At 36.2% G+C, this 25,057-nt stretch carries 19 protein-coding genes; 14 read left to right on the plus strand and 5 right to left on the minus strand.

The window, feature by feature from the left end:
- The first annotated feature begins 93 nt into the window (after positions 1-93).
- Together MHI53_RS03970 and MHI53_RS03975 are read left to right on the plus strand one after the other, a co-directional pair.
- Entirely contained in the window at positions 94-423 is a 330-nt protein-coding gene (locus MHI53_RS03970; RefSeq protein ID WP_340372801.1) for a hypothetical protein, read from the plus strand.
- 86 nt (positions 424-509) lie between these two features.
- Entirely contained in the window at positions 510-791 is a 282-nt protein-coding gene (locus MHI53_RS03975) for a hypothetical protein (protein ID WP_340372802.1), read from the plus strand.
- A 126-nt stretch (positions 792-917) separates the two neighbouring features.
- Here the strand turns inward: MHI53_RS03975 and MHI53_RS03980 are convergent, their stop codons facing one another.
- The gene (locus tag MHI53_RS03980) at positions 918-1,529 is read right to left on the minus strand and encodes a hypothetical protein (protein ID WP_340372803.1); all 612 of its coding nucleotides are present in this window, start codon (positions 1,527-1,529) and stop codon (positions 918-920) included.
- A 220-nt stretch (positions 1,530-1,749) separates the two neighbouring features.
- Between MHI53_RS03980 and MHI53_RS03985 the strand changes: the two genes are divergently transcribed.
- Both MHI53_RS03985 and MHI53_RS03990 read left to right on the plus strand, forming a co-directional pair.
- Positions 1,750-3,609, plus strand: a complete 1,860-nt coding sequence (locus MHI53_RS03985) for a DEAD/DEAH box helicase family protein (RefSeq protein ID WP_340372804.1) — start codon at positions 1,750-1,752, stop codon at positions 3,607-3,609.
- A 218-nt stretch (positions 3,610-3,827) separates the two neighbouring features.
- Positions 3,828-4,403: a recombinase family protein gene (locus MHI53_RS03990; RefSeq protein WP_340372805.1), complete on the plus strand. Its 576-nt coding sequence runs from the start codon at positions 3,828-3,830 to the stop codon at positions 4,401-4,403.
- Between the two features lie 130 nt (positions 4,404-4,533).
- On the opposite strand, the gene MHI53_RS03995 is transcribed toward MHI53_RS03990, so the two are convergent.
- Positions 4,534-5,565: a hypothetical protein gene (locus MHI53_RS03995; RefSeq protein WP_340372806.1), complete on the minus strand. Its 1,032-nt coding sequence runs from the start codon at positions 5,563-5,565 to the stop codon at positions 4,534-4,536.
- 414 nt (positions 5,566-5,979) lie between these two features.
- Between MHI53_RS03995 and MHI53_RS04000 the strand changes: the two genes are divergently transcribed.
- The 5 genes from MHI53_RS04000 (at position 5,980) to MHI53_RS04020 (ending at position 14,905) form a co-directional block, all read left to right on the plus strand.
- Entirely contained in the window at positions 5,980-7,806 is a 1,827-nt protein-coding gene (locus MHI53_RS04000) for an AAA family ATPase (RefSeq protein WP_340372807.1), read from the plus strand.
- 861 nt (positions 7,807-8,667) lie between these two features.
- On the plus strand, positions 8,668-10,551 hold the full coding sequence (locus tag MHI53_RS04005; RefSeq protein WP_340372808.1) for a site-specific DNA-methyltransferase: 1,884 nt from the start codon (positions 8,668-8,670) through the stop codon (positions 10,549-10,551).
- Positions 10,551-13,181: a DEAD/DEAH box helicase family protein gene (locus MHI53_RS04010; RefSeq protein WP_340372809.1), complete on the plus strand. Its 2,631-nt coding sequence runs from the start codon at positions 10,551-10,553 to the stop codon at positions 13,179-13,181. The genes MHI53_RS04005 and MHI53_RS04010 overlap by 1 nt, the downstream gene beginning before the upstream one ends.
- A gap of 262 nt (positions 13,182-13,443) precedes the next feature.
- Positions 13,444-14,355, plus strand: a complete 912-nt coding sequence (locus MHI53_RS04015; protein WP_340372810.1) for a hypothetical protein — start codon at positions 13,444-13,446, stop codon at positions 14,353-14,355.
- Between the two features lie 151 nt (positions 14,356-14,506).
- Entirely contained in the window at positions 14,507-14,905 is a 399-nt protein-coding gene (locus MHI53_RS04020; RefSeq protein WP_340372811.1) for a hypothetical protein, read from the plus strand.
- Positions 14,906-15,785: 880 nt separating this feature from the next.
- On the opposite strand, the gene MHI53_RS04025 is transcribed toward MHI53_RS04020, so the two are convergent.
- Positions 15,786-16,406 carry a TetR/AcrR family transcriptional regulator gene (locus MHI53_RS04025; protein WP_340372812.1) on the minus strand — a complete coding sequence of 207 codons (621 nt, stop codon included), beginning with the start codon at positions 16,404-16,406 and terminating at the stop codon, positions 15,786-15,788.
- Positions 16,407-16,541: 135 nt separating this feature from the next.
- Between MHI53_RS04025 and MHI53_RS04030 the strand changes: the two genes are divergently transcribed.
- The 3 genes from MHI53_RS04030 to clpP all read left to right on the plus strand — a co-directional run bounded on the left by MHI53_RS04030 (position 16,542) and on the right by clpP (position 20,775).
- Positions 16,542-18,764: an MMPL family transporter gene (locus tag MHI53_RS04030; protein ID WP_340372813.1), complete on the plus strand. Its 2,223-nt coding sequence runs from the start codon at positions 16,542-16,544 to the stop codon at positions 18,762-18,764.
- Between the two features lie 688 nt (positions 18,765-19,452).
- Positions 19,453-20,160 (plus strand): sigma factor, encoded by a 708-nt coding sequence (locus MHI53_RS04035; protein ID WP_340372814.1) that lies wholly within the window; start codon positions 19,453-19,455, stop codon positions 20,158-20,160.
- A 30-nt stretch (positions 20,161-20,190) separates the two neighbouring features.
- Positions 20,191-20,775 (plus strand): ATP-dependent Clp endopeptidase proteolytic subunit ClpP, encoded by a 585-nt coding sequence (gene clpP / locus MHI53_RS04040; RefSeq protein ID WP_061143873.1) that lies wholly within the window; start codon positions 20,191-20,193, stop codon positions 20,773-20,775.
- A 349-nt stretch (positions 20,776-21,124) separates the two neighbouring features.
- On the opposite strand, the gene MHI53_RS04045 is transcribed toward clpP, so the two are convergent.
- Together MHI53_RS04045 and MHI53_RS04050 are read right to left on the minus strand one after the other, a co-directional pair.
- A complete protein-coding gene (locus tag MHI53_RS04045) occupies positions 21,125-22,018 on the minus strand; it encodes a TauD/TfdA family dioxygenase (protein ID WP_340372815.1) in 894 nt (297 codons plus the stop codon).
- 26 nt (positions 22,019-22,044) lie between these two features.
- Positions 22,045-23,037, minus strand: coding sequence for an aliphatic sulfonate ABC transporter substrate-binding protein (locus tag MHI53_RS04050; protein ID WP_061143871.1), 993 nt, complete (start codon positions 23,035-23,037; stop codon positions 22,045-22,047).
- Between the two features lie 375 nt (positions 23,038-23,412).
- Between MHI53_RS04050 and MHI53_RS04055 the strand changes: the two genes are divergently transcribed.
- Together MHI53_RS04055 and MHI53_RS04060 are read left to right on the plus strand one after the other, a co-directional pair.
- Entirely contained in the window at positions 23,413-24,180 is a 768-nt protein-coding gene (locus MHI53_RS04055; protein WP_100533105.1) for an ABC transporter ATP-binding protein, read from the plus strand.
- A 29-nt stretch (positions 24,181-24,209) separates the two neighbouring features.
- Positions 24,210-25,040, plus strand: coding sequence for an ABC transporter permease (locus tag MHI53_RS04060; protein WP_340372816.1), 831 nt, complete (start codon positions 24,210-24,212; stop codon positions 25,038-25,040).
- The last annotated feature ends 17 nt before the right edge of the window (positions 25,041-25,057 follow it).

Consider the following 25,057-nt stretch of genomic DNA (forward strand, 5'->3'; position numbering starts at 1 on the left):
ATTTTTAACTATAGCTGTAATGCCTGTATCGATAGTAAGGTTATGGTTAATTATCACGTTCAATAATGAAGAAAATAGGGGAGGAACTATTAAATGGCTAATAAAGTGACTGCTAATGAAGTAATAGAGATAATAAACAATATGGACAACGGAGAACGTATAAAGCTACTCGACAATATGTATGATAAATATTATGACGGAGGCGGTGCTGTTCGTTATAACGAGAAACTTACTAAAAACCTTGAAAAAGATATCGAATTTCTTAGTAAAAAGGTTGGAAAATTTGATATGTATTTCAATCGGTTAAATAGTCAATCTTCAACAGAGCGTGAAATGGAAATAGCATTCCTTGCAGACAAAATTGGGAAGTTAGAGCGTGAAGTGTTTTTGTTGAAACGAAGGGATAATACTGATGATTATTGATTGGGTATAAGCTCAATCTTTTTTTATTAAAAACATATTCAGGATATGCTTTACACTTTTTATTTCTTGGATATAACCTCTGTAGGATGAAAACAAACAAATTTACGGAGGTTATTCAAATAAAGTTATCAGAAATAGCAACTATTGCATTATCATCAGAAAGCATAGACGAACTTTGGTTAGACTGGAAAGTTCTTATTCCTTGCAACAAGCAGAAATTTAAAAGGATATATAAAGATTTTCTAGGTGCTCGAGCTCAAATTTTATTAGCAGAAACAAAGCAAGATGGGGAATACGTTTCTGTTGGTACACAGCTTAAACTATTAAAAGATGGTACATACTTAAATTTTAACTGGGGTAAGTTCTAGATCTTATGCTCGATTTTTCTATGTATAAAATGAATAACTTTTATTCATAAACTCTTAAATAATATTAGATTGGCATACAAGGATAAAGAGAGACCAAGCATTCGATTGCCTGGTCTTTATTCATCATTATCTAATTATTAGATCTGGTCCAGAAATATCGTCAGGATAAGGAACTTGTTCTAATAAGTCTATTAGGAATGAAAGATATTTTTTAACCTGATTTCTGAAAGAATTAAAGTCGTCAATTTCCCTATCCCTATAAGCATGAATTGTGTTTCTCTTGCCCTGAATTTCTTTAAGCCAATTATTCTTATCTTGTCGTTCGCTATCATTCCATACACTTTTCTCAAAGAATTTTCTTAGGCCGTCAAACATGGCCCCATCAGGGTCAACTTGTTGTCCCCAATTCTTTATTGCATTAATGTCATCTTTGTAGTCATTATAGTAAACAGACAGAAAAAATTTCATACTTCCTTCAACTAATGATCCAAGATTGGCCCATGCTAAAATTAAATCACCATATTTCGCTTCTTCATCGGGATCATCTTCCCACTTGTATAGTGAGTAACTTAAAGATACTAACCAATCTAATCTTGACTTACTGAGTAAATTTGCTGCATCAATTGGTGCCCAACCTTGTGCCTTAGACCAAAAACTGCGAATATGCTCATTAAGATCAACGACTTTATCAATCGTTTCTGAATAAGATAAATCTTCAACCTTTCTTTGGTTAAACAATTTCAACACTCCCGTCTAAGTAATTTCCAACATATAGAATATCATGAATTATTAAAAAGTAATTAAATAAAATGCACATTTTATAATATTTTTTGAAACCAATAATTACAACTCTTTATATATAGGTGGTTGTAGAAAGTGGTTTCAGTTAGTTTACATTTTAAATTTGGTAGATATAAAACTTTTAAGAAAAAAACTTAAAAGTGGAGGATTGACCAAAATGAAAAGAGAGCTCCTATTAACAGAAGAGCAACTAAATAAAATGAAAGGGAATAAATTTTATGGTTTATATGCTGAACCTGGAGCCGGTAAAACATATACTTTGAAAAACGTTATATCCCCTTGGTCACAAAAATATAATCAGAGAATACTGTATTTGAGTAATCGAAACGGTTTAAAAAACCAGACTCTTAATGATATAGATGAAGAACTGGATTTTTTATTTAAAAATTTCAGAGGAAATCTAATAACCATTATGAACTACCAAAGTATAGAACAACATATTAAAGAAAATAATCTTGAGGATCTTCTTAATTATGATTTAATAGTAGCCGATGAACCACATTATATAGTGACTGATAGCTGGAATAAATCAACACATTACACAGTAAAATATCTTGAGTTGATAAACGTTCCTAAAATATTAATGACTGGAACGCCGGAACCATTAGAATATTATAATAAACTTTGGGATGTTGAAATATTAAGACTTCCTGATCGTCATAATACAAACATAATAGAAATCCGTTTTTACCGTTCAAAGGAAATACTTTTAAATGAAATTTTAGAAAATGTTGCTGACTCAAACAAATTCTTAATTTTTATTAGGGGAAAAACAGAATACGTAAGAAAATTAGCTGTTGAAAATAATGCATCTTTTGTTTGTGGAAAAGATAATAAATTCTACGAATATGCTGATAGAAACTTAATAAGGGCGGTTGAAAATAACCAAGAAAGGATACCAGCAAAACTCATTATTTCAACATCGGTATGGAATGAAGGTATTAATATAACAGATCCAGGTTTTAACTCTGTTTGTTCTTTCAATCCAACCACCATTGACCAAGTTCTTCAACAACTTGCGCGAATAAGAAATGGTAAGGTCACGGCTTATATATTTATTCCTTCTCAACCAATGCTTCAAACAGAGCTTAATAAAAACAATAAAGAATTACAAAATACCAATATAACTGAGCCACGAAAGCAATATTTGCTATGGTCAAATAAAGAAATTATGAAAATTCTTAAAGAAGGCTATATCAATTATTTAATGAATTATTTTCCAGATGTCTCTTATGTTGATGTGGAAAATGAAAAGAACGAAAAGCATCTTCTAAACTTTTTAGAAGAAGTGGAAGGAAATCGCATGTTTAAACGAGAAAAACTGATGCCAGATTCTACAACCTCCTATAATATAGATAATTGTAAAAACTGGTTTCAGGAAGATTTTATTTCTGAGATGGTCAATAACTATGGGGTCAGAGGCAACGGGAATAGTAAAAATCGAGTTGGTATGAATGTTATACAAGCATGGCTAGAAGAAAAGAATTTAGGTTATAAATTAGTTAATAAAAAAGATGGGATAAGAAAATCAGAAACATATGGTAAACGGTACTGGTTAATTGAGAAAATAGATGAACCAAATGAAAAGATAGAAAGTATTGAAGAAAAGGATGAAGATTTTAAAGTTTATTGCTATGTCAGAAAAAAAAGTGAAGATGGAATTTATGAAGTGATAAAAACTCAAACAGTTGATTACTTAACCATTTCTTCAGAAGGGGAATTTGTATTAAAAAAAGTAAATTTAAACGATCTATCTCCTAGAAGTACATCTGACTTTCGACAAGAACTTCCAAGTGGCTGGGGGTGGAAAGTTGAAGAACTAGCGAAAAATTTTTCGGGGCTAGTTTTAGTTAAACACAAAAATGAGGCGAAAAGAATAGTAGGGGTTTACGAGGGAGAAATAACAAAGCAGGATGTTTTACAGGGTACAAGATATAAAACTTTAAATGAAGTGTTATGGATACTTGCACAACATAAAGATGAATACGATATTAAAATATTAGAAGTAGTCGTATAAATTTATTATCAAAATGCAATAAATTTTATTTTGGAGAAAGCCAAGGCAGCCATTAGCTGTCTTTTTCTTTTATTTAAATAACTGTCTAAAAGTATTAACTTTTGTACAACGGGAATTTAACTATTAATGTTAATCTAAATGTTTGTGTAAGGTGTCTAAAAGTTAGTATATAATTAAATGTATAAAACATAATAGACTTTTAGACAGAGGTGCTTTAAATGGCTTTAATTGGGTACGCAAGAGTTTCAACAGTTGGACAATCTCTTGAAAATCAAGTTGAATTACTTCAGGGATATGGCTGTAATAAAATCTTTAAGGAAAAACAGTCTGGAGCAAAATCAAATCGGAAAGCTCTTCATGAAGCATTAGAGTATTTGCGAAAAGGGGATAAGCTTATAGTAACTAAAATAGATAGACTTGCTCGCTCAGTCAAAGACCTACATAACGTTGCTAGTCAATTAGAGGACAGAGGCATTGGTCTTGTTTTCTTAAAGGAGCAAATTGATTTCTCAACTCCATCAGGGAAGTTAATGTTCACAATGTTAGGAGCAATTGGTGAGTTTGAGAGGGACTTAATTAACGAAAGAACAGCAGATGGAAGAACACGGGCTAAAATGCAAGGCAAACATATGGGGCGACCGAGTCAACCAAGTAAGAACGTAGAGCGTGCACTTGATCTTTTTGTACAACGAGAAACAAATGGAATGAGTGTAAATGATATTGTAATGTTGACAGGTGTTCCAAGAAGTACTATATATGCAAAAGTAAATATAGGAAAATTACCTTCAAACTAGTCAAAATGAAGTAGATAACAATATATGAAATATTCCACAATCTGGTCGGATTGTGGAATAACTAGTAAGTTTTTTATATGTGGAATTTTTAACTCAATATTTATAACTGTCATAAAATATAATTAATCCGTCAGTCATTGTAAAAGAAGTGTGTTTTTTTTAGCCTTAAATAATAGGCTTCATTAATATATGGCTTAATTTGATTAAGATTATCCACCCATTCTAGACGAATATATACTTCTCCTGAAGTCAATTTTGAACCATCAGAATCAATATATCTTTGTTGTAGCATATCATCTATGTCTTTTTGCATATAAATTGCTCTTTGTGAATGATTACTTCCAAGGTGGAGTGCGAAGCAAACATTTCTACTTTTTGTAATAGAAGCGAATTTATATTGCCCGTATTTACTTATGTAACCAATACAATCCGTTCTAATCCCGCCTTTAAATTTATCATGGTAATCCTCAATACTTTTTTTGAATTCACTTTCGTTAAAAATGTAATCATTAATTTCCTTCGCTAGTTTTCTTGCTTTAGGAGTCTTAAAAAAGCTGTAAAAGTATTCTTTCGATTTTCTTGGATAGCCAACGGAGTTGTTATTACAGAATTGCCCGAACTGCTCTAAAAGGAAACATGTTAATTTATCATTTAATTTCTCAAAGTATTCGTATTGATTTTTTAGAAAATCTTTAATTTCCCTCCATAAAATAAGAATTGGGATTTCTTCGATAATTTGTCCATTAGCAAATGTCTTTTTATGACCTTCTAATTGAGAGATATTCAACTGGTCAGTTCCTATTTTTGTTTCTATTAAAATTGAAACTGTATCGGTTAAAATTGCACCATCAGGTCTTGTACTTTTTATATTAGTTGTTGTATTAATAAGATCTCTCGTCTCTGCAATCCCTATTACAAATGCTTTAGGCGTTGTATTGTTTAGTTTTTTTCCGACTTCATAGCGGTAATCAAATTTTTCACTATGGTGATCGGTATAGATGAATTCTTTAATGAAATTAAATGTAAGTAAGTTGTTAGAGTGTTCTAAAACATTAATAAAGGCTTTCTTAACATTGTTTTCAACTTGTTTTGCTCCCACTTTGAAAGAGCTGTCTTTCTTAGTCTGACCTCGAAAATAGTTAAATATATTACTATAATCCATATATTAACTTCCTTTCAACATATATTAGTTATTATATTTTTTAATAATCTAACTTAATAGTAATAGAATTATAACCTTTTACTAGGATTTTTTTAGTATCAATTTCACCTACATGTCCTTCAACAATCAGGAGCTTTTCTGTAACAAGGATCAGAGCTTAAATTCATTTTAGGGTCAGTGTGTTGAAAAGGGATATGTAAGTATTTTCTGATAGTTTATTCCTCAAATTCAAATCTATTATTATCGATAGTTGCAACTTATCAAGCAATGTTTTAAAAAGCTTGATGAATTATTAGAAAATTATGAGTTGTAATTATTTTGATGTGATAGAATATAATGGAAAGTTAATGCTTCTTTTGTTATAGATCGAAGGACTTTTAAATTGTTAATATTCTGATATTGGGGGAATTAAATATGGCTAAAAAAGTGACTGAACCTGAAGTAACATTGGAATCAAAGAATCCAAATGTACCTAGACCTAGATTAAGTAAACTAATAATAAAAAACTTTAGGTGTATTGGAAACGATCCTGTTGAGATTGAGTTGGATGATATAGTTGTTTTAGTTGGTTCAAATAATGCTGGAAAAAGTACTATTCTAAAAGCATATGAAGTTATCATGTCTCACGGTTCTAACGCAGGAAAATTGACAATCGATGATTTCCCTAATGGAGAAGTTATTAAAGGATATTATCCTGAAATGGAGTTACATACTGTTGTCCATGATAATAGTCCAGGAGAGCGTTGGATAAGAGTTGATGAAGAGACAAAAGAAAAGTATGTCCGTGAACAGTGGATTTGGGAAGATGTGGGGGCACCTAAAAGAAGAGGATACGATGTTGAATTAGAAGAATGGTCAGAAAATGTTCCTTGGGGAGCACCCAATGTAGCAAATTCTTATAGACCCCAACCCCATTTAGTAGAAGCATTTGAAGACCCTGAAAAACAAGCAAATGAGATTACAGAAATACTATCTTCAGTTATCACAGAGCGAGTAAAAAACATCTCCACAAAAAAGTCAGAAGGTGCTGAAGGTGAAGAAGAGACTGACTATGAAAGATTACTAAGCAAAATTCAGGAAATGCAAGAACAAATCTTATTCGATTCAAAAGAGGAAATAGAAGATGCAGAGACCCATTTATCCTCTTTAATTAATGATGTATTTCCTGGATATGAAGTTAAATTTGATGCTAGACCTCAAGAAGATCTTGAAAAGAGTATTAACTTATTTAAAGCAAAATCTCAACTCTTAATGGGACCGACGGGAGGCTATCAAAGTTCAATAGCAAGGCAAGGTAGTGGAGCTAGAAGAACACTTTTGTGGGCGGCACTTCGTTTTGTAAATGAGACTGAACTAAAAAGTAAGAGAAAGAAGAGCGAAAGACCTCATGTATTACTATTAGATGAACCAGAGTTATGTTTACATCCTAGTGCAATTCGTGAGGCATGCAAAAGTCTTTATGACCTACCTAAAAATAGAAACTGGCAGGTTATGGTTACCACACACTCTCCTGCATTCATTGATTTAGCAAGAGATAATACCACCATTGTGAGAGTTGAGCGTAGTAACAGTGGTGAAATAAAAGGAACAACTTTGTTTAGACCAAAAAGGGCATTACTTGACTCAGATGATAAAAAAAGACTGAAATTGCTTAATATGTTTGATCCCTATGTTGCAGAATTTTTCTTTGGAGGTCATTCAATTATAGTGGAGGGGGACACTGAGTATACTGCATTCAGATTTATTTTGGAGTCAGAACCTGATTTGTTTAAGGGTGTTCACGTTATTAGGGCTCGAGGAAAAGATACTATTGCATCTTTGGTGAAAATTTTAAATCATTTTGATTCATGTTATTCGGTTCTTCATGACAGCGACAGACCTTTGACAAATAAAATAAAAAAAGACGGTGAACCAAAGAAAAACAAAGCATGGACATCAAATGAGAAAATAATTGAAGCTATAAGAATGCATAAAGCTCCTGATAAAGTGAGACTTTTAGCATCTGTGCCAAATTTTGAAGAAGCGTACTTTAATGAGGAAGCAAAAGGAGAAAAACCTTACAATGCACTTTTGACATTGTCAGAGGACTCAGTTGCTTTTGAAAGGATTAAACAGTTGCTTAAAGCACTTGTTGACCATTCGGCATCTACTCCAGATGGATGTATTGAATGGGAAACTACATCTGAACTTCTGACAGAACTAGAAAAGTTAGGAGTCGATGAAGTGATTGAACCAGTATAATCTAATAAAGAGATGGTAATCCGACATCCCTTTAGAATGTTTTAGGTGAAAATTTATAAACATTTTACTTCTTCAATAATCGGGCGCTTTAATTGATAAGGATCACTGTGTTAATCAAACCTTTTATAAAGAATGATTTCAATGAATATATTAGGAGCGTGTTTTGATATCTTTTTTCAAAACACGTTTTTTCTATTTGCTTTGTATCAAGGCTATAACATTAATCAATCCTATTTCAAATTTACAGTACCTTTTATTGCTTTCACGGCTACAGGGCGTTTTGGGATCTTGGATGTGTGTAAACCTCTCCTTGTTATTATACGATACACAATAGTTTTTTTGTGAAGGGTAGGCGGGTACTAACTAAAGGGTATATCCTTTAGTTAGGGGTTTCCTTCTAGTCTCCTATCAATGAAAATATTTAAGCGGATTTTAGGACATTCGTCTATTAAGAAAATCGAAATATCGACAAGAAACCCAAAATATGTATGACGTTTAAACCATTATTTATTATCTCTTTTTCTCATATAAATTTGGGGTGTATTTAGGGGGAATCCATGAAATCTCTGATACCCCCTACGAATTAAGAAGGTATTACAGTATACTCTGTTCGAATCATTAGTAATACAGTAAAATTATAATATACAAGGATGGTCAAACAAACTTATTAAGTATATGTGGCTTACCTTTGAAGATTCATGTGAGAAGAAACAATCTGCTGGATAAATACTATGTTTATATAACAATGATATAGTTATCCAAAGAAAGATATCAGTTATGACGTGTATAGAGGTAGAATTGTCATAATATGAAATTAGTGATATATGCGAGCCTTAACTATTATAAATGGGGGAAACAAGAATGGAAACTGAAATACTGTCACAAGTGAAAAAAGTTCTTTTAACGTTCCCGGAGTATTGGGACAATGAAAATTTGATGAAAAATAAAGTAATTGAAGACTTAAGAAAGTATAAGAAAGAACTGGTTGAGTGTTTGTTATCAAATCAGAGGATAAAAGATGCATATTCTTTAAATATTGAGAATGGATTTGTTTTCAAGATAAATGAATTTATAGAGATGCTTCGGTTTAAAAATTATTGGGAAGATAGCTATACAAAATTTAGTAATGAAATTGGCTTAACTAGTGATGAAAAGTATCTTAAATATAATAGTGATGTCGTTTTAGACTTTCCTCATAAGGATTGTATTCTTGAGGGGGGAATGACAAAGGAAGAAAGAGCTAAAAAAGAAATTTACTATCATAAGGTTTTAGCAAAAGAAGAAATAGATGTGTTGTTAGCTCCAAAGGTTTTTTCTAACGTAAAAAGACATACTGAGAAAGGTGTAGAGGCTACAACAAAATTTAATCAAAATGATAACTTAATTATAAAGGGAAATAATTTAATAGCTTTGTATACCCTAAAAGAGAGATTTGCTGGAAAGGTTAAATTAATCTTTATAGACCCACCGTATAACACAGGTGGAGACAGTTTCAAGTACAATGATAAATTTAATCATTCTACATGGTTAACTTTTATGAAAAATAGACTTGAAATTGCTAAGGATTTGCTTGCTCCAGACGGTTCTATCTGGATAACAATAGATGATGATGAATCCCACTATTTAAAAGTTCTTTGTGACGAAGTTTTTGGACGAGACAATTTTATTAATAATGTGGTTTGGGAAAAAAAATATACAATAGCAAATGATGCAAAATGGTTATCCGATAACCATGACCATATATTAGTTTTTGCTAAAAATAAAGAAGTTTGGCGTCCAAATCAACTACCCAGGACAGACGAAATGAATCGCGCTTATAAAAATCCTGATAATCATCCAAAAGGTGTATGGAAAGCAACACCTCTTCATGCAAAGAGTGGTTCACCAAACAGTGCGAACTTTTCTTATGAATTTAAAAATGGCGTAGTATTTACCCCACCCGCTGGTACATTTTCAAGATACTCTAAAGAAACTTTAATGAGAATGGACGAAAATAATGAAATTTGGTTTGGAAAAGATGGAACTGCTGTGCCTTCAAGAAAAACATTTTTAACTGATTTAAAAAATCAAGGAACTCCATCTAAGACTATTTGGAGATTTAATGAAGTTGGTCACAATCATGAGGCAAGGGAAGAAACCAAAGCTTTTAACGCAGAAGAAGTGTTCGCAACACCCAAACCGGAACGCTTATTAAAAAGAATTATTCATCTTGGATCAAATAAAAATGAAATTGTCTTAGATTTTTTCATGGGATCGGGTACTACACAAGCAGTCGCAATGAAAATGGGTAGACAATTCATTGGTATCGAACAGATGGATTACATTAAGGAAGTACCACTAGTTCGTTTGAAAAAGGTTCTTGAAGGTGAGCAAGGTGGCATTTCCAAAGAAGAGAATTGGACAGGTGGCGGCAGCCTTATTTATGCTGAGTTACAAGAATTAAACCAACAATATGTTGAAATTGTTCAACAAACGAAAACAGAAAATGATTTATATGATATTCTTCAGAAAATTAACATTCACGCTTATTATGATTATAAGGTTTCGATCGAGCGTTTAACGAATAGGGATAGTGGCTTTAAGGATCTGCCTTTTGAAGATAAAAAAAATATTATTATTCAATCTCTTGATGCTAATCAGTTGTATGTAAACTTTTCAGAAATAGATGACGCTGAATTTAACATATTAGACTCCGATAAAAAGTTTAACGAATCTTACTATAATAATAATGGAGAAGAAGCGTAATGAGTAACGAAATATTACATTCTAGGATTGAAAAACGGTTTAATGATATCTTTGAATCCCCACCTGAAGTTCCAAGTTACATTAATGAAAATTTAAATCATAAAATGCGTCCTTATCAGGAACAAGCGCTAAGGCATTTTATATACACACAACGTTCTAATGTTGCGGATGTATCTTTTAACCATTTGCTATTTCATATGGCTACAGGATCAGGTAAGACTTTAGTTTTGGCATCAACAATTTTGTATTTATTTAAAGAAAATGGGAATCGGAATTTTATTTTCTTTGTAAACAGTGATGCTATTATTAAAAAAACACACGATAATTTAACAAATATGACCTCGTCAAAATATTTATTTAATAAATCAGGAATAGTGATTGATGGTGAACTCATTCAAATTCAAATGGTAGATGTATTTCCTTTTTTACCCGCGGAAAATACAATATATCTAAAACTTACAACTATCCAAAAACTTCATGCAGACTTAACCAATCCTGGAGAAAATAGAATAACGTTCGATTCTTTAGAAGATATGGGTATTGTTCTCTTAGCAGATGAAGCGCATCATATTAACACATTAACTAAAAGTGATAAACGAAAACTTTCAACGAAAGAAACCGAAGAAAGAACTTGGGAGAAAACTGTTAATAAGTTACTTGGACTTAATTCTTTAAACAGACTAATTGAATTTACAGCAACAATCGACTTAGAAAATGATGCTCTTTATTATAAATATAGCAACAAAATCGTTTTTCAGTATGACTTAAAACGGTTTATGGCGGATGGTTACTCTAAAAATGTAGTGCTTTTACGTTCAAATCAAGATGACTTTAATAAAATGTTTAATGCGCTTTTATTAAGTCAATATAGGAAATATATTGCTCGAGATAATGGTGTGGAGTTAAAGCCTATTATATTGTTTAAGTCAAATAAAATTGCTATATCTATGAATGCCAATAACACCTTTTTGACGTTAGTTGAGAACTTAACTGTAGAACAGATAGAAAGCGTCATAACGAATGGTCTTGCAGTTTACCAAAATGAAAATAGTATTTGGCGTAAAATGTACCAATATTATGAGGTACAAGAATTGGGAAAAATAATTCGAGATTTACAATGGGACTTCACTAAAGAAACTACTTTAAATGCAAACGATCAGTCGATAGTCTCAGATAAAAATGCATTGCTTCTTAACACTTTAGAAGATTTAAATAATCCTATTCGAGCAATCTTTGCTGTAGCAAAATTAAATGAAGGTTGGGACGTGTTAAATCTATTCGACATAGTGCGTATCAGTGAAGGAGCTACAGGTACCAAAACAACTACAGATAGTGAAGCTCAATTGATTGGTCGTGGAGCCCGGATCTACCCTTTTAATTACGATGGAGAGGTTTCCTATAACCGCAGATTTGATTTAAGTAGTAACGATTTAAAGGTTATTGAAACCTTGCATTACCACACTATAAATGAGAGCACCTATGTTAAAAATCTTGAAAAATCACTAGAAGCGGCAGACATCCAATATAACGAAGATAAATATGAAAGATTAGAAGCCAAAGTTAAACCTAAGATACGAAAAATGGATTTTTTTAAGAATGGAAAGATTTATATTAATCAGGTGTTGCCAACCACAACTAACGATTATCAATCATTAAGTGATTACGGTATTTCTCACAACTATCTAATCGAATATGATGCAGCAGTAGAGAAAAAGTTTGGGTCTAACCAAGAAACTCGTTCTGGAACCCAGAAACATGAGGAACGATTACAGATAGATAGAAACTTATTGCAAAAAGCTATTCAACGTAATAAGTTTTACCGTTTTAGCAATCTTAAAAAGTTCGTCCCTAGTATCAAAAGTATGCGTGATTTTATCGAAGGACAGGAATTCTTAGGAAGCTTAGTAATTAACGTCTCACTACCTGTGGGCCTCTCTACTAATAGTTTCTCGGCGAAAGAACGATTGAACATTATAGAAAGATTTTTATCCGACTCTGAAAAGAAAATTCAATTAAATTACATGAAAGAGCGCGGAACTCAAGTATTTGAAGGGGTTGCATTATCTCAACTCATTGATGATTATGTTATCGAATTGAATAAAGTTAGTTCTAAGGTTCAAGTTAATCAGGTTATTAAGTCACGAAACATGCGGGACCATGATTGGTATCTATATGATAATGCAATTGTAAATGGGCTTGAAAGCGATATGATTGATTTTATAATTGATTGGGTTGATCGGTTAAAAGAGACGTACTCTCAAGTCTATTTAATACGGAATGAGCGAAAAGTAAAGATAATTGAATTTAATGGAACAAGAGGGTTCATGCCAGACTTCCTGCTATATTTAAAAGGTGCAGACTTCACGTATCAGGTATTTTTAGAGCCTAAAGGTGACAATCTACGTTTGTATGATCAGTGGAAAGAAGATTTCCTAATGGACATTTCAACTAATCCAAATGTTGTTGTCTTGGGAGAAAATGAACGTGTGAAACTTCACGGAATTAAATTTTATTCTACAAATCCTCAGTTTAAGAAAGAATTTAAAGATGATTTTGTAGAAAAATTGCTTGGAGAAAGGCAAATAGATAATGACCTTTTTCATCTACCTTTGTTTCGGTATGAGGAATAAGGTTTTTAAACAAAAGCAGTGTATTAGAGAAGATAAATAAAGTTAATTTTTTAAGAAGTAACCTTTAGAAAAGGTTACTTCTTTTTTTATATGGATATTGAGTTAAATATTGTTAAAAAGTAGTTTTAGCTTCATAATAAAAAGAAGCTAGTACATAAGAAATGAGTATCCTGTACTAGCTTAATAATTCAATAGAAATGTCTCTAGAAAGTTCTGAATAATCCGGATTTTTGGCGCGTTTCAAACATAGGGAGGAATATAAATGTTATTAAAACCACATCACGCGAGGTGTGATGATCGAAGCGAATCTTCAAAAAAACACAAAGTTGCAGGTGAAGCTGAAGACTGGTTTTCCAATGCATTATTAAACGAATATGAGTTATCAGGGGTTAACTTTGACTTTTTTGTTAATTGGAATAATGAAACATTATCTAATGAATTTTGGGTAAAAAGACTTGTTAACGAAGACGAGATAAAATCAACAAAACCAGAATTTATCCAAGAATTAATTTATTCATGCGATTCAGAGGAGTTCGTAAAAGATCTAGCCCAATTGGCAAAAGGTTCTCTTAAATATAAACTCTTTAGAGAATCTACAGATTGGGCAAAACAAACAGAGGAAGAACTGCCAATTTTAACAGTTGATATCGATGTTTCAGGGGCAGTGAGGGCAGTAAGTAGAGAAAGTTTAGATACTTTAAAAAAAGAAATTCAAACATTATCTGGTGGCCCAGTAAGAGTTTCAAAGGGGCTAAATTACTCTTATTCTACACTAGAGTGTTATTTATCTAGTACTGACTCAGCCTGGCCAGGCGATGTTGATTTAATTTTATTGGATAATAAAAAAGTGCCTAAAGCCATTATAGAGTTTAAAAAACATACCTTGTGGGATAAAATTGAGGACCATAAATTTGAAAAGTATTATAAAGAAACAACAGTTGATAGAAGAAAATACAATCGTTTAGCTATACTCAGAGATGCAATAGGAAAGGATATTCCTCTACTGGTTGTATATTATCCTACAAGGGAAGAGTTTAATTATATAATTATTGAAGAAGCTTTAGGTACAGTTAATGACCTATATGCAGGTAGGAGTTGGGCTTTAGATTTACCTGTAGATAAAAAAAGTCAGAGTAACTTAATAGAAAAAATAATTGAGATAATTCATTCATAGATGAGTTGAATCCTACTATATGTTATTGGTTTTAAAAAAACAATTTTGGCCATGGAATACTTTTTCCATTCTCTAAAGTATAAAATATCAATTTTATATCAGTTTACACTTTTCAAACCTTCGATATAAAAATATCGGAGGTTGATTAATTATGTTACCAACAAGAGAGAAGCTTATACTGCATCTATCCGATAAAATGACGAACCAAGACATTGCAATAATTTATGGGACAACTTTTCAAAAAATCATCCAATTAATAAAGAAAAATGAACTCAATCCAAATGAATTAAGAAAGGTAAATAAATTTATTGTATATGAACATTGGTACAATGGAAAAGTCGTTTATGTTGGAAGTGGTGTTTGGTATAGATGCAGAAGATATAAAAATAGAAGAAACTCGGAACATGTGCATCTAATGGAAACTGGAAAACTTGAATATCGTATAGTGGGTGAATACGAAAAAGTAGAGGATGCAAGGAAGCACGAAGCTGTGCTCATTCAAAAATATAAACAATTAGGGCAAGCAAAATTAAATAAGAAAATGCATTGATTCTTGACGATTATAAGAAGTACAGGCATAATTATCAGTAATCGTGTTACTAATAAAAATGAGTTTGTTCAACAAACGTTGATATTACTGATTATATAGCTTTTGTGAAATATAATGGGACTCAAAATCGTGTTCCTCTGGAGTGCCGGTTCGACCCCGGCCACCGGTACCATGAAACAGCCAGGAGTGCTGTTGGAAAAAGGTCTTACACTTAATTGTGTAAGGCCTTTTTTGTTACACTACCAATACTAAGAGAACGTTCCTTCTATGTTGTGATAATGAAAAAGAATGGAAGTGTGGACATAAGCCCTGACTACTTGGTTAAGGATTAATGCTAATTTTGTACGAACAAAAGAGACCACATTATGTGGTCTTACTTACTAATTCCAATGGAACTAGTTCATCCGTTACTTGGGTCATAGGCAACACCACAGGAGCAACGATTTAACGCTTATAACGGGTGATAAGATGCGGGGAATTCATGATTGATTCGTTGGACTTCATTAGCAAAACCCTGATCATCCTTCAGCATTGGTGAAAGTGCATCCGCTTTTTCGATTAAGCTCCAGGCGGTACAAACCTATTAGGTGGAATTCGAACGCCAGTAGTTACTACAGAAGAAATTAAGCGTGAACATTCCTCTAGGCAAAGGCTCATTACGGAAACGGCATGGGTGGCCCCTAACTAACAGAAATGGCTATCCTCAGCCTTGCTTAATGGAGATCATTCTCCTGATGGGAAATTTTACGAGGATGGAGGAAGATACGAGAAAAAAACGCAAAAAAGGAGCCCGCCAAATCAAGCTGCCTTTGGCGGACCGGTTCTCTATTTTTTTAGATTTGACATCATTGCATTGGGAGTCTATGCATCGTTCATAGATTCATTTTGGCCCAATTCCTACCCAAAATAGATCTACTAGAGCTTGCGCCGTTTTTTCTGGTCCTCCCAATTCAATTATTAATTCTTTTTTGTTTCGAATCATGGTAACTGTAGAAAAGGCATGGGCGAGCAATAATGGATTTTTGACTACTATTTCCCCATTTTCCATTGCTTGCTTGAATATGTTCTCCAGTGCTTGATGAACCTCGTTTTCTGCTGTGCGGATCTCTTGGATATGTTCTTCTGTAAGGGAAAGGGAAGCCTCCTGCAGTAATGTTTCAAAGTCTATATGTGGTCTAATTAAATGCTCGAACGTTACTTCGTATAATCTGTGCTTCAATCCATTGGAACTGTTCAGCAGTTTGTCTGTCTGTATTTTTATGCGGCGGAACATGCTTGATACTGCGATGGTGAATAAAGTTGCCTTATTTTTAAAATAGTAATAGACGCTTGCTTTTGTAACATTGCTGGCATCGGCAACTTGTTCCATTGAAACGCCTTCATATCCATAGGTCATGAATAGGTAGGATGCAGTTTGTAGAATTTGATCTCTTGTTATATTTGAGTCATTCGTCAATTTGGGTCGTCCCGGTTTTTTCTTCTGGATATTATGATTATGCATATGAAACCTCCTTCTGGTTGAATTAATTTCCAAATGAAATTAGTTGATTAATTAACCTTCTGGTATATATAATTAATCGTATGCTATATGTATATTCTAATAGAAACAAACCAAATTGGAAACGAGGGAGTTCAGATGAAAAAATCTATACTAACAACCTTCAGCTCATATATGACTGGTAGGGTTAGTCGCTGGGTTGTCATTGGCATATGGGTTGTTCTAACGGCAGCATTAACCATTGCTTGGCCCGCAGTAAATGACTCAGAAGTTAATAATGCCCCAAATCTGAGTGAAAATTCACCTTCTGTGGAAGCAGATAAGTTAGTTAAGAAACAATTTCCAAATTCCTCTGGTATACCTGCATTGCTTACGTGGCACAATGAATCGGGATTAACGGAAGAGGATCTGAATGCAGTCCAACAAATGGCTGAACATTTAGAGAAGGATCCGTTAGAAGATCAATCGTCAACACCTCCCCTGCATAAAATGCCTGTATCAGCACTGCAACAAATGGTTTCAAAAGACGGAACAACGCTAGTGCAACCTATTTTTTTCCAAGAAAGTGTTGATACCGAAGTCTTAAAGGGAAATATAGATGACATTAAAGAACAAGTGAAAAAGCAGGTTTCGTATAACCCTTTCAATGTAAGTATAGATGAAAATAATAAACTGAGTACACGTGTCACAGGTCCAGCAGGGATTCAAGTGGATGCAACAGGTCTATTTGAAGGAGCGGATGTTTCGTTACTGATAGCTACTGTTGTGCTTGTCTTAGTACTGCTTCTTATTATTTATCGTTCCCCAATCTTGGCGATTATTCCTTTAATCGGTGTAGGATTTGCATATATGCTGCTTAGTCCTATTCTAGGTTTTTTAGCGGATAAAGGTTGGATTACCGTTGATGCCCAATCCATATCCATTATGACCGTCTTATTGTTTGGCGCGGGAACAGATTATTGTTTATTTTTAATTTCTCATTATCGTGATGAGCTTCTGAAGGTAAATGATAAACGAAAAGCACTTATACATGCGTTTAAAGATGCCTCCGGTGCCATAGCTATGAGTGGAATTACTGTGGTCATTTCTCTTCTCGTCTTAATTGTAGCAGAATATGGGGCTTACCACCGTTTTGCCATTCCATTTAGCTTGTCCATCTTTATTATGGGCATAGCAAGCTTGACCCTCATTCCAGCACTACTATCCGTTATGGGAAGAGGTTCGTTTTATCCTTTCATTCCACGTACTCCTGAAATGGAAAAAGAGAGGGCTGAAAAGAAAGGAAAACCGGTTCCTGCCAAAAAAGGAAAGAGCCGCTTTGGAACTTGGGTCGGTAATATCGTGACAACCAAACCTTGGACGATCATCATAGCGTGTGTGATCTTCTTTGGAGCAATGTCGGTATATTCAAGTCAAATCAAATACACCTATGATGTATTATCTTCTTTTCCAGAAGACATGCCATCAAGGGAAGGGTTCAAGGTCATTTCTGACGCATACTCGCCAGGTGAATTAGCTCCGGCTCAAGTGGTAATCGATACAGAGGGAAAATCGGTAGACCTTGAAAAAGAGTTAAAGAAACATGACCTGGTCAGTACAGTGTCTAACCCCCAAAGCGGTGCGGACAATGATGATCTAAAAGTATATGATGTTAAATTCAATGTTAATCCCTACAGTACAAAAGCGATGGATGCTATTCCAGAATTGAGGGATGCAGCAGAGAATGCATTGGCGGAAGCTAATGTTCCTTCCGTGAAATCCAAGGTCTGGATTGGCGGGCAAACAGCGACTCAATATGACACCATGGTAACTAGTAATAAGGACAACGATCTCATTGTTCCATTGATCATTGTCTTTATCTCCATCCTGTTATTGGCTTACTTACGTTCCATTGTAGCTATGCTTTACCTAGTTGGCACGGTTATCTTATCTTACAGTGCAGCATTAGGACTAGGGTGGCTTATCATCCATAATGTAATGGGCGCTGATGCTATACAGGGAGCCATTCCTTTATATGCTTTCGTATTCTTGGTTGCTCTTGGAGAGGACTATAACATCTTCATGATCTCGAGCATTTGGAAGAAAAAGAACTATATGCCATTGAAGCAGGCCATTAAAGAGGGCGTAAGTGAAACGAGCGGGGTCATTACTTCAGCCGGTATTATATTGGCGGCCACCTTTGCCGTGCTAGCGACATTACCGATTCAAGTTCTTGTGCAGTTCGGAATTATCACGGCTTTAGGCATTCTTCTGGATACCTTCATAGTCCGACCATTTCTGGTACCGGCCATTACTACCGTTTGCGGAAGATTTGCTTTTTGGCCAGCTAAAGTGAAAATGGTAAAAGGAAAAGAGAATTAACAGGAGGATATGGATATTCTGTGCGGTGGAAGAGAAATTTTGGCACCTTATCAATGAACAAAAAAACAACAAATACTGCAACAAAATGGATTCAATAAAACAGTGTTTGGAGTAACTCGCTCTGAACCATCAGAATGTCGATTAAAAGGTTTCGGAATGCTTTCATTCCGAAGCCTTTTTGATTTATCATCGGGATTGAAGCGGCGATAAGGAATGGGTAGATAGGATAGGACGGTCAAGAATGCTCCGGGTGTAACGAGCGCCTAAACTCCTAATTCAAAAACGTGGAAGCAACCAATATTAAAGAAGCATACATATGCGATAAAAAAAAGTTCGAAAACGAGGTGGGCAAAAAACGAATTTGCATCTCCTTTTCACGCAGAGTGGATTTGGCCGGCGATCCTCCTGCGGTAAAGGCGCCTCTACGGGAGACCAAGCAGGTGCAAGCGCCGGAGGCAATGCATGCAGGGAGGAAACCAGGAATCGGTGCAGAAAAGAGGATTTACCATTAGGCTTACCGTTACATTTGAACATTTGGGGGAAAGGTTTTAGTATGAAAGGAAATCTCCTGGTAAGAATGGAATAGAATATTAATGGAAATTAAGCCGATGAAAAATTTTAGTGCCCCCGTATCTTTTTCTCTTTCTGAAACGTTTAGAGGATAGAGGGTGTTGAAGGAGTGAGAAAAATGATAAAGAAGTTGAGGGAAGAAATTCATGAAATAAAGGATAACAACATGGCCTTAGATGAGGTATATCCTGAATTGCTTCGGTTTTGCCGATTCTTGACGCAAAATAATTGGGATGGTGATGACTTGGCACAGGATACGATTATGAAGGCCATGCGGGTCTATGGGAAGAAGAAGGGGCTAACACCTGCTTTATTGAAGACGATAGCCCGCCATTCCTGGATCGATACGATACGAAAAAGAAAAAAGGAAGCTTTAGGCGATTTGCAGGATAACGATTTGCAAGGGGCAATTGGGGAAAATCCGTTTGAAACGGTGGAGTATATTATAAAATCCCTTACCACGAAGCAAGCCGTCGTATTTTTATTAAAGGAAGGATTTCTTTATCGCTCCAAGGAAATCGCGGATTATTTGAACACGACGGAAGCGGCGGTAAAGGCGATCTTGAACCGTGTCAAAAAACGTTTTGACCATGATGCTGAGGAGCGTAAGCTGTCCGTCGTGGAAGATTGGGAGTATGAGGAGGAGCAAAGGCTGATATCACTGATGACACAGGCATTGCAGCAGCAAAATCCTGATATCCTCATTAGAAGCATCCCATCTTTCAAATCGCTGAACAGTGAATCAATGATTCCTAGATCAATGAATCGATCGCAGCATTTCAAACCATGCTTCACTCCTTCAAACACCCTCTCAATGGCTGCATAGCTAATCATTTTGTTAGGAGGAAGAAGAGATATGACTACCATTCCTTATGTAATTGAGCAATCCGGCAAGGGTGAACGCTCGTACGATATTTATTCCCGGCTGTTAAAAGATCGCATCATCATGATTGGCGAAGAAATCACCGATCATTTAGCAAATAGTGTCGTCGCTCAATTGTTATTCTTGGCGGCTGACGCACCTGATAAAGAAATCACCATTTTCATCAATAGTCCGGGGGGATCGACTAGTGCCGGTTTTGCCATATATGATACGATGCAGTATATAAAGCCTGATATCCGGACTGTATGTACGGGAATGGCTGCCTCATTCGGCGCCATGCTTTTGCTGGCAGGTACGAAGGGAAAGCGGTGTGCATTGCCGAATAGCGAAATCATGCTTCATCAGCCGCTTGGAGGGGCAAGGGGGCAAGCCACGGAAATTGAAATTTCGGCCCGGAGGATCTTGAAGCTAAAGGACCATATCAATCAAATCATTTCGGAAAGGACGGGTCAGCCTATCGCTAAGGTGGCGAAGGATACTGATCGTGATTACTTCTTAAGCGCTGATGAGGCGAGGGATTACGGAATAATCGATGAAATAATCGTTCAGGATCGTTAATTTGGGAAAAAGGGTTTCGGGGCGCTCATACCGAAACCCTTTTTCCTTAGTTTGCTTTCGCATACTTTGTTGCTAATCACCAAGTAAGGAGGTGTGGTCGATTTCCCCTCCGATGCTCAGCTTTTCAGAGGGTGTGTGAGCCTCTTCGGGGTTATCCTCTGTGAGGTCTTTACCTGTGGCTCGCACCTTCGCGCCAATCAACAGTAAAACCAAAAATCTTAAAGAGCCTTTCTTTCGGAACGATTTTTTCACCCGGACAATTCTGGATAAGGGAGTGCCAACGGTGTGAAAGCAGGAAAAAGCACGTTAAGCTTTCTATAGTAAGTAAGGTACTCAGAAGTTAGGGGCGTTATTTCTTATTAAGCAGTCTGCTGGATTCGTTCTCCTTATTTACCGGGATTTCTTTTCCTACTGTCACACGGCGGACGACACGGTGCTGGTCTTCATAATCGGCGATGGCATAATGCTGTGTGGCTAGGTTGTCCCAAATGGCCACGTCACCTTCACTCCATTGCCAGCGCACGGTATTTTCCAGACGGGTTACGTATGAATCAAAGATACTCAATAATCGTTCAGACTCACTTGTTGTATAACCTTCCACTCTTCCGGCAAAGCCACCTAGCAATAAATGTCTTTTCCCAGTTTCGGCGTGCACGTGGACGACTGGATGCCGCGTTTTATAAATGGTGGATTCGAATATTTCCCGGTATTTCTTTTTGACCTCGTCCGTTGTATTTTCGACTTGCTTGAATTGGGCATAATCATATTCATTTGTATGGATGGCCCATAGTTCGTCCGCTAAATGTCTCAATCCATCCGGCAGGTCTTCATACGCCTTATTAGTATTGGCCCAGACTGTATCTCCGCCAACTTTCGGGATGGTTACACCTCTTAAAATCGAGTATTTGGGAACTTCTGGGACGAAAGTGACATCGGTATGCCACTGGTTCGCTTTGGCACCCTGTGCGGAATCAAGTTCGAATATATAGTTCGTATCGTTTTTGACCGGTATCGTAGGATGGGCATAGGGCTCACCGAGGAGCTTGGCAAATGCCTCTTGGGAGGCATCATCCAAATGATTTTGTCTTTTGAAGAAAACGACTTTATGATCGTTCAGCGCTTGCTTGATTTCGCTGAATATATTTAAATCCAAGTCACCACTTAATTGCACTCCATGAATTTCCGCACCAATCCGACCTGCTACAGGCACCACTTTTATTTGTTGTGTTTTAGTTTCCGTCATAATCGATTTCCTCCCGTATTTGTTTTTTATTTGTTAAACGCTTCCTCAATGTATTCATTGTGGATCTCTTTCTGGAAATCAAACGATTTCTTGATGTAGCCCACGCTGGCCAACGTATCGATCGATTCTTGCTGGGCCTTGATGGCATCTTTGGTAAAGAAGATATTTGGCTCTTCGGCCGTTATTATTTTCTTGACTGTGGCAGCAGGCATTTTAGTTTCTTTGGCATAAATTTCAGATGCTTCATCTGGATGTTCAATTTGCCAATCCGCCGCCTTTTTATAAATCCTTAAATACGCCTCGACAATTTCAGGATGCTCTTTGGCAAATCCAGTACGGGCGATGATTGCACCAGGAGCCAGTATTTTGCCTTTTACATTCAATGCGACAGCATTCCCTTTTTCAATATTATTAAGATAATAAGGGTTCCAAGTCGCCCATGCGTCCAGCTGTTTCGTTTCGAAGGCAGACTGGGCATCATCAGGCTGTAAATTGATGAGTTTGATATCATCCGTCGTTAATCCATGGGCCTTCAAGGCCTTGATTAAATACACATGACCTGTTGTTCCGGAGGCAACCCCGACCGTTTTCCCCTTTAAATCTTCAACCTGCTTAATGTTACCGCCGGTCTGAGTGATGATTCGGACAGAAGATCCGCCTTGTCCGGTTTGGGCAATCACTTCGAATGGAAGCTTCTTATCAATACCGGCTATTAGTGCACCATCTCCTAAAAAAGACAAATCAACCCGGTTGGAGGCCAGCGATTCCAAAAGTGGCGGCCCACTCTGGAATTCACTCCACGAGATTTTTGCGCCCAGTTTCGAAAATTCATCATCGAACAATCCCTTTTCCTTTGCAATGACCAGCGGCCCCATCTTGCCATTCAAGGCAATACTGACTTTAACTGGCTCGCTCTCCCCGGAAGCTTTGCCGGCATCTGAATTACAGCCTGTCAATGCAGCAGTACTGAGGATGATCGTAAGCAGCAATCCGGTTAAATGGTTACGATATTTCCTCATGAATTCCCTCCCTTAAGGTTCATTACACCTACCTCATCAGAATAGTCAGAATTAGGACGAAAAAGAGATTCAACGAAGAGTGAATGGAGATACTCTTCATTGAATCTCCAGTAGTCCAGTGGATTCAGATGACCTTTTAAGAATATGGTTTTGTGTATGAGTGCATCTTATCAGCTGTTAGAATAATCTGTCAATTGTTTTTGTAATTAATCCGATAAAATAAATCGGCATTAACTGTTGATTCTCGATAATTGATAAGTTAATATAAAATGAAATATTGAAGCAATCGACTAGTTAACTAGAGATTTTAGCAAAGGGCCATGATATGCCCATTGCTGGAACTCTAGTTTTTTTATTCGAGAAGGGGTGAGTAATTTGGTATCCACGTTAGAAATCAATCATGTAAGCAAGACCTTTAAGAATGATCAGGAAAGCATTCTCGTTCTGAAAGATTTGTATCTGACTGTCAATGATGGTGAATTCGTTACCATCATCGGACCTAGCGGCTGCGGGAAAAGCACATTATTAAAATTGATTGCAGGCCTTGATTTGGACTTTGATGGCAAGATAATTGTGGGCGATCATCCGGTTAGTGGCCCGTCCAAGGCCCGCGGTTTCATTTTTCAGGAGCATCGCTTATTTCCGTGGCTTAACGTGGAGAAGAATATATCAGGTAATCTTTCATTGAAAAATCCGGATATTCGCAAAGGGGTGGACGATTTGATATCGCTTGTTAAGCTTAAAGGATTTGAAAGGGTATATCCGCGTCAATTGTCCGGCGGGATGTCGCAGCGTGTGGCCATTGCCAGGGCACTGTTGCGTAATCCTGAAGTTTTGTTGCTGGATGAGCCCTTCGGTGCATTGGATGCATTCACCCGAACACATCTTCAGGAAGCATTACTTGAAATATGGGAAAGGAACAAGACAACGATGGTGCTCGTCACCCACGATATTGATGAATCACTTTTTTTATCGAATAAAGTGGTCGTCATGGATGCCAAGCCCGGAAGGATCAAGGCAATCGTTCCCATTGATTTACCATATCCAAGAACGAGGACAAGCAAGTCTTTTCAGGAATTGAGGTCCCATATCCTAAACCTGCTGGACCATCAGCCTCAGGATAGGGAAGATTGGAGCATTTGATTGATTTTTGAAAAATGAAGGAAAGGATGATGAAAATGTCTTCACAAACCATTGCTCAAAACAAGCAGCTTATCATGAGGGAAAGGAAAAAACAATCAAAAATCGCCAAATCTGCATTGCGTGGTTTTTTCCTGCCCTTAATAGTATTGATTGCCTGGCAGGCATTGGGTTCAGCCGGAATCCTGCCGGCCCAATTATTCTCATCACCATCCTTGATCGTCACGGCTTTCATGGATCTCGTCCGATCAGGGGAAATGGCCGGCCATTTGCAAATCAGTTTAACCCGGGCGCTTCTTGGCTTTGCATTAGGCGGTTTTTTAGGGATGTTGATCGGTGTCATCGTAGGCATGCAAAAAAAATCCGAGGAATATTTAAACCCAAGCATCCAAATGTTACGAACGGTTCCTTTACTTGCGATAACACCTTTATTCATCATGTGGTTCGGATTTGGTGAACTATCCAAAGTGCTGCTTATTGCATTAGGGGCTTTTTTCCCATTATATTTACAAACATTTTTGGGTTTGCGGAATGTGGATAAAAAGCTATATGATGTGGCACGAATCCTGGAGTATAGCCCTTTGGAACAAATAACGAAGCTCATGATCCCGGCAGCCTTGCCCAATATATTGCTTGGGATTCGCTTAGCATTAAGTTCCGCATGGATGTGCTTGGTGGTCGCTGAATTGCTGGGAGCGGATAGGGGAGTGGGCTTCATGATCCAGGATGCCCGTTCATTCATGCAAACGGACATCGTATTCGTCGGCATCATCATTTTTGCCTTGGCTGGTAAAATCTCAGACTCATTTGTTCGCTTTTTGGAAAATCATTTGCTCAAATGGCAAGACAGCTTCAAAGCATAAAGGAAAAGGATGACCAC

The sequence above is a fragment of the Peribacillus sp. FSL E2-0218 genome, assembly GCF_037992945.1.
Classification (GTDB): Bacteria; Bacillota; Bacilli; order Bacillales; family DSM-1321; genus Peribacillus; species Peribacillus simplex_B.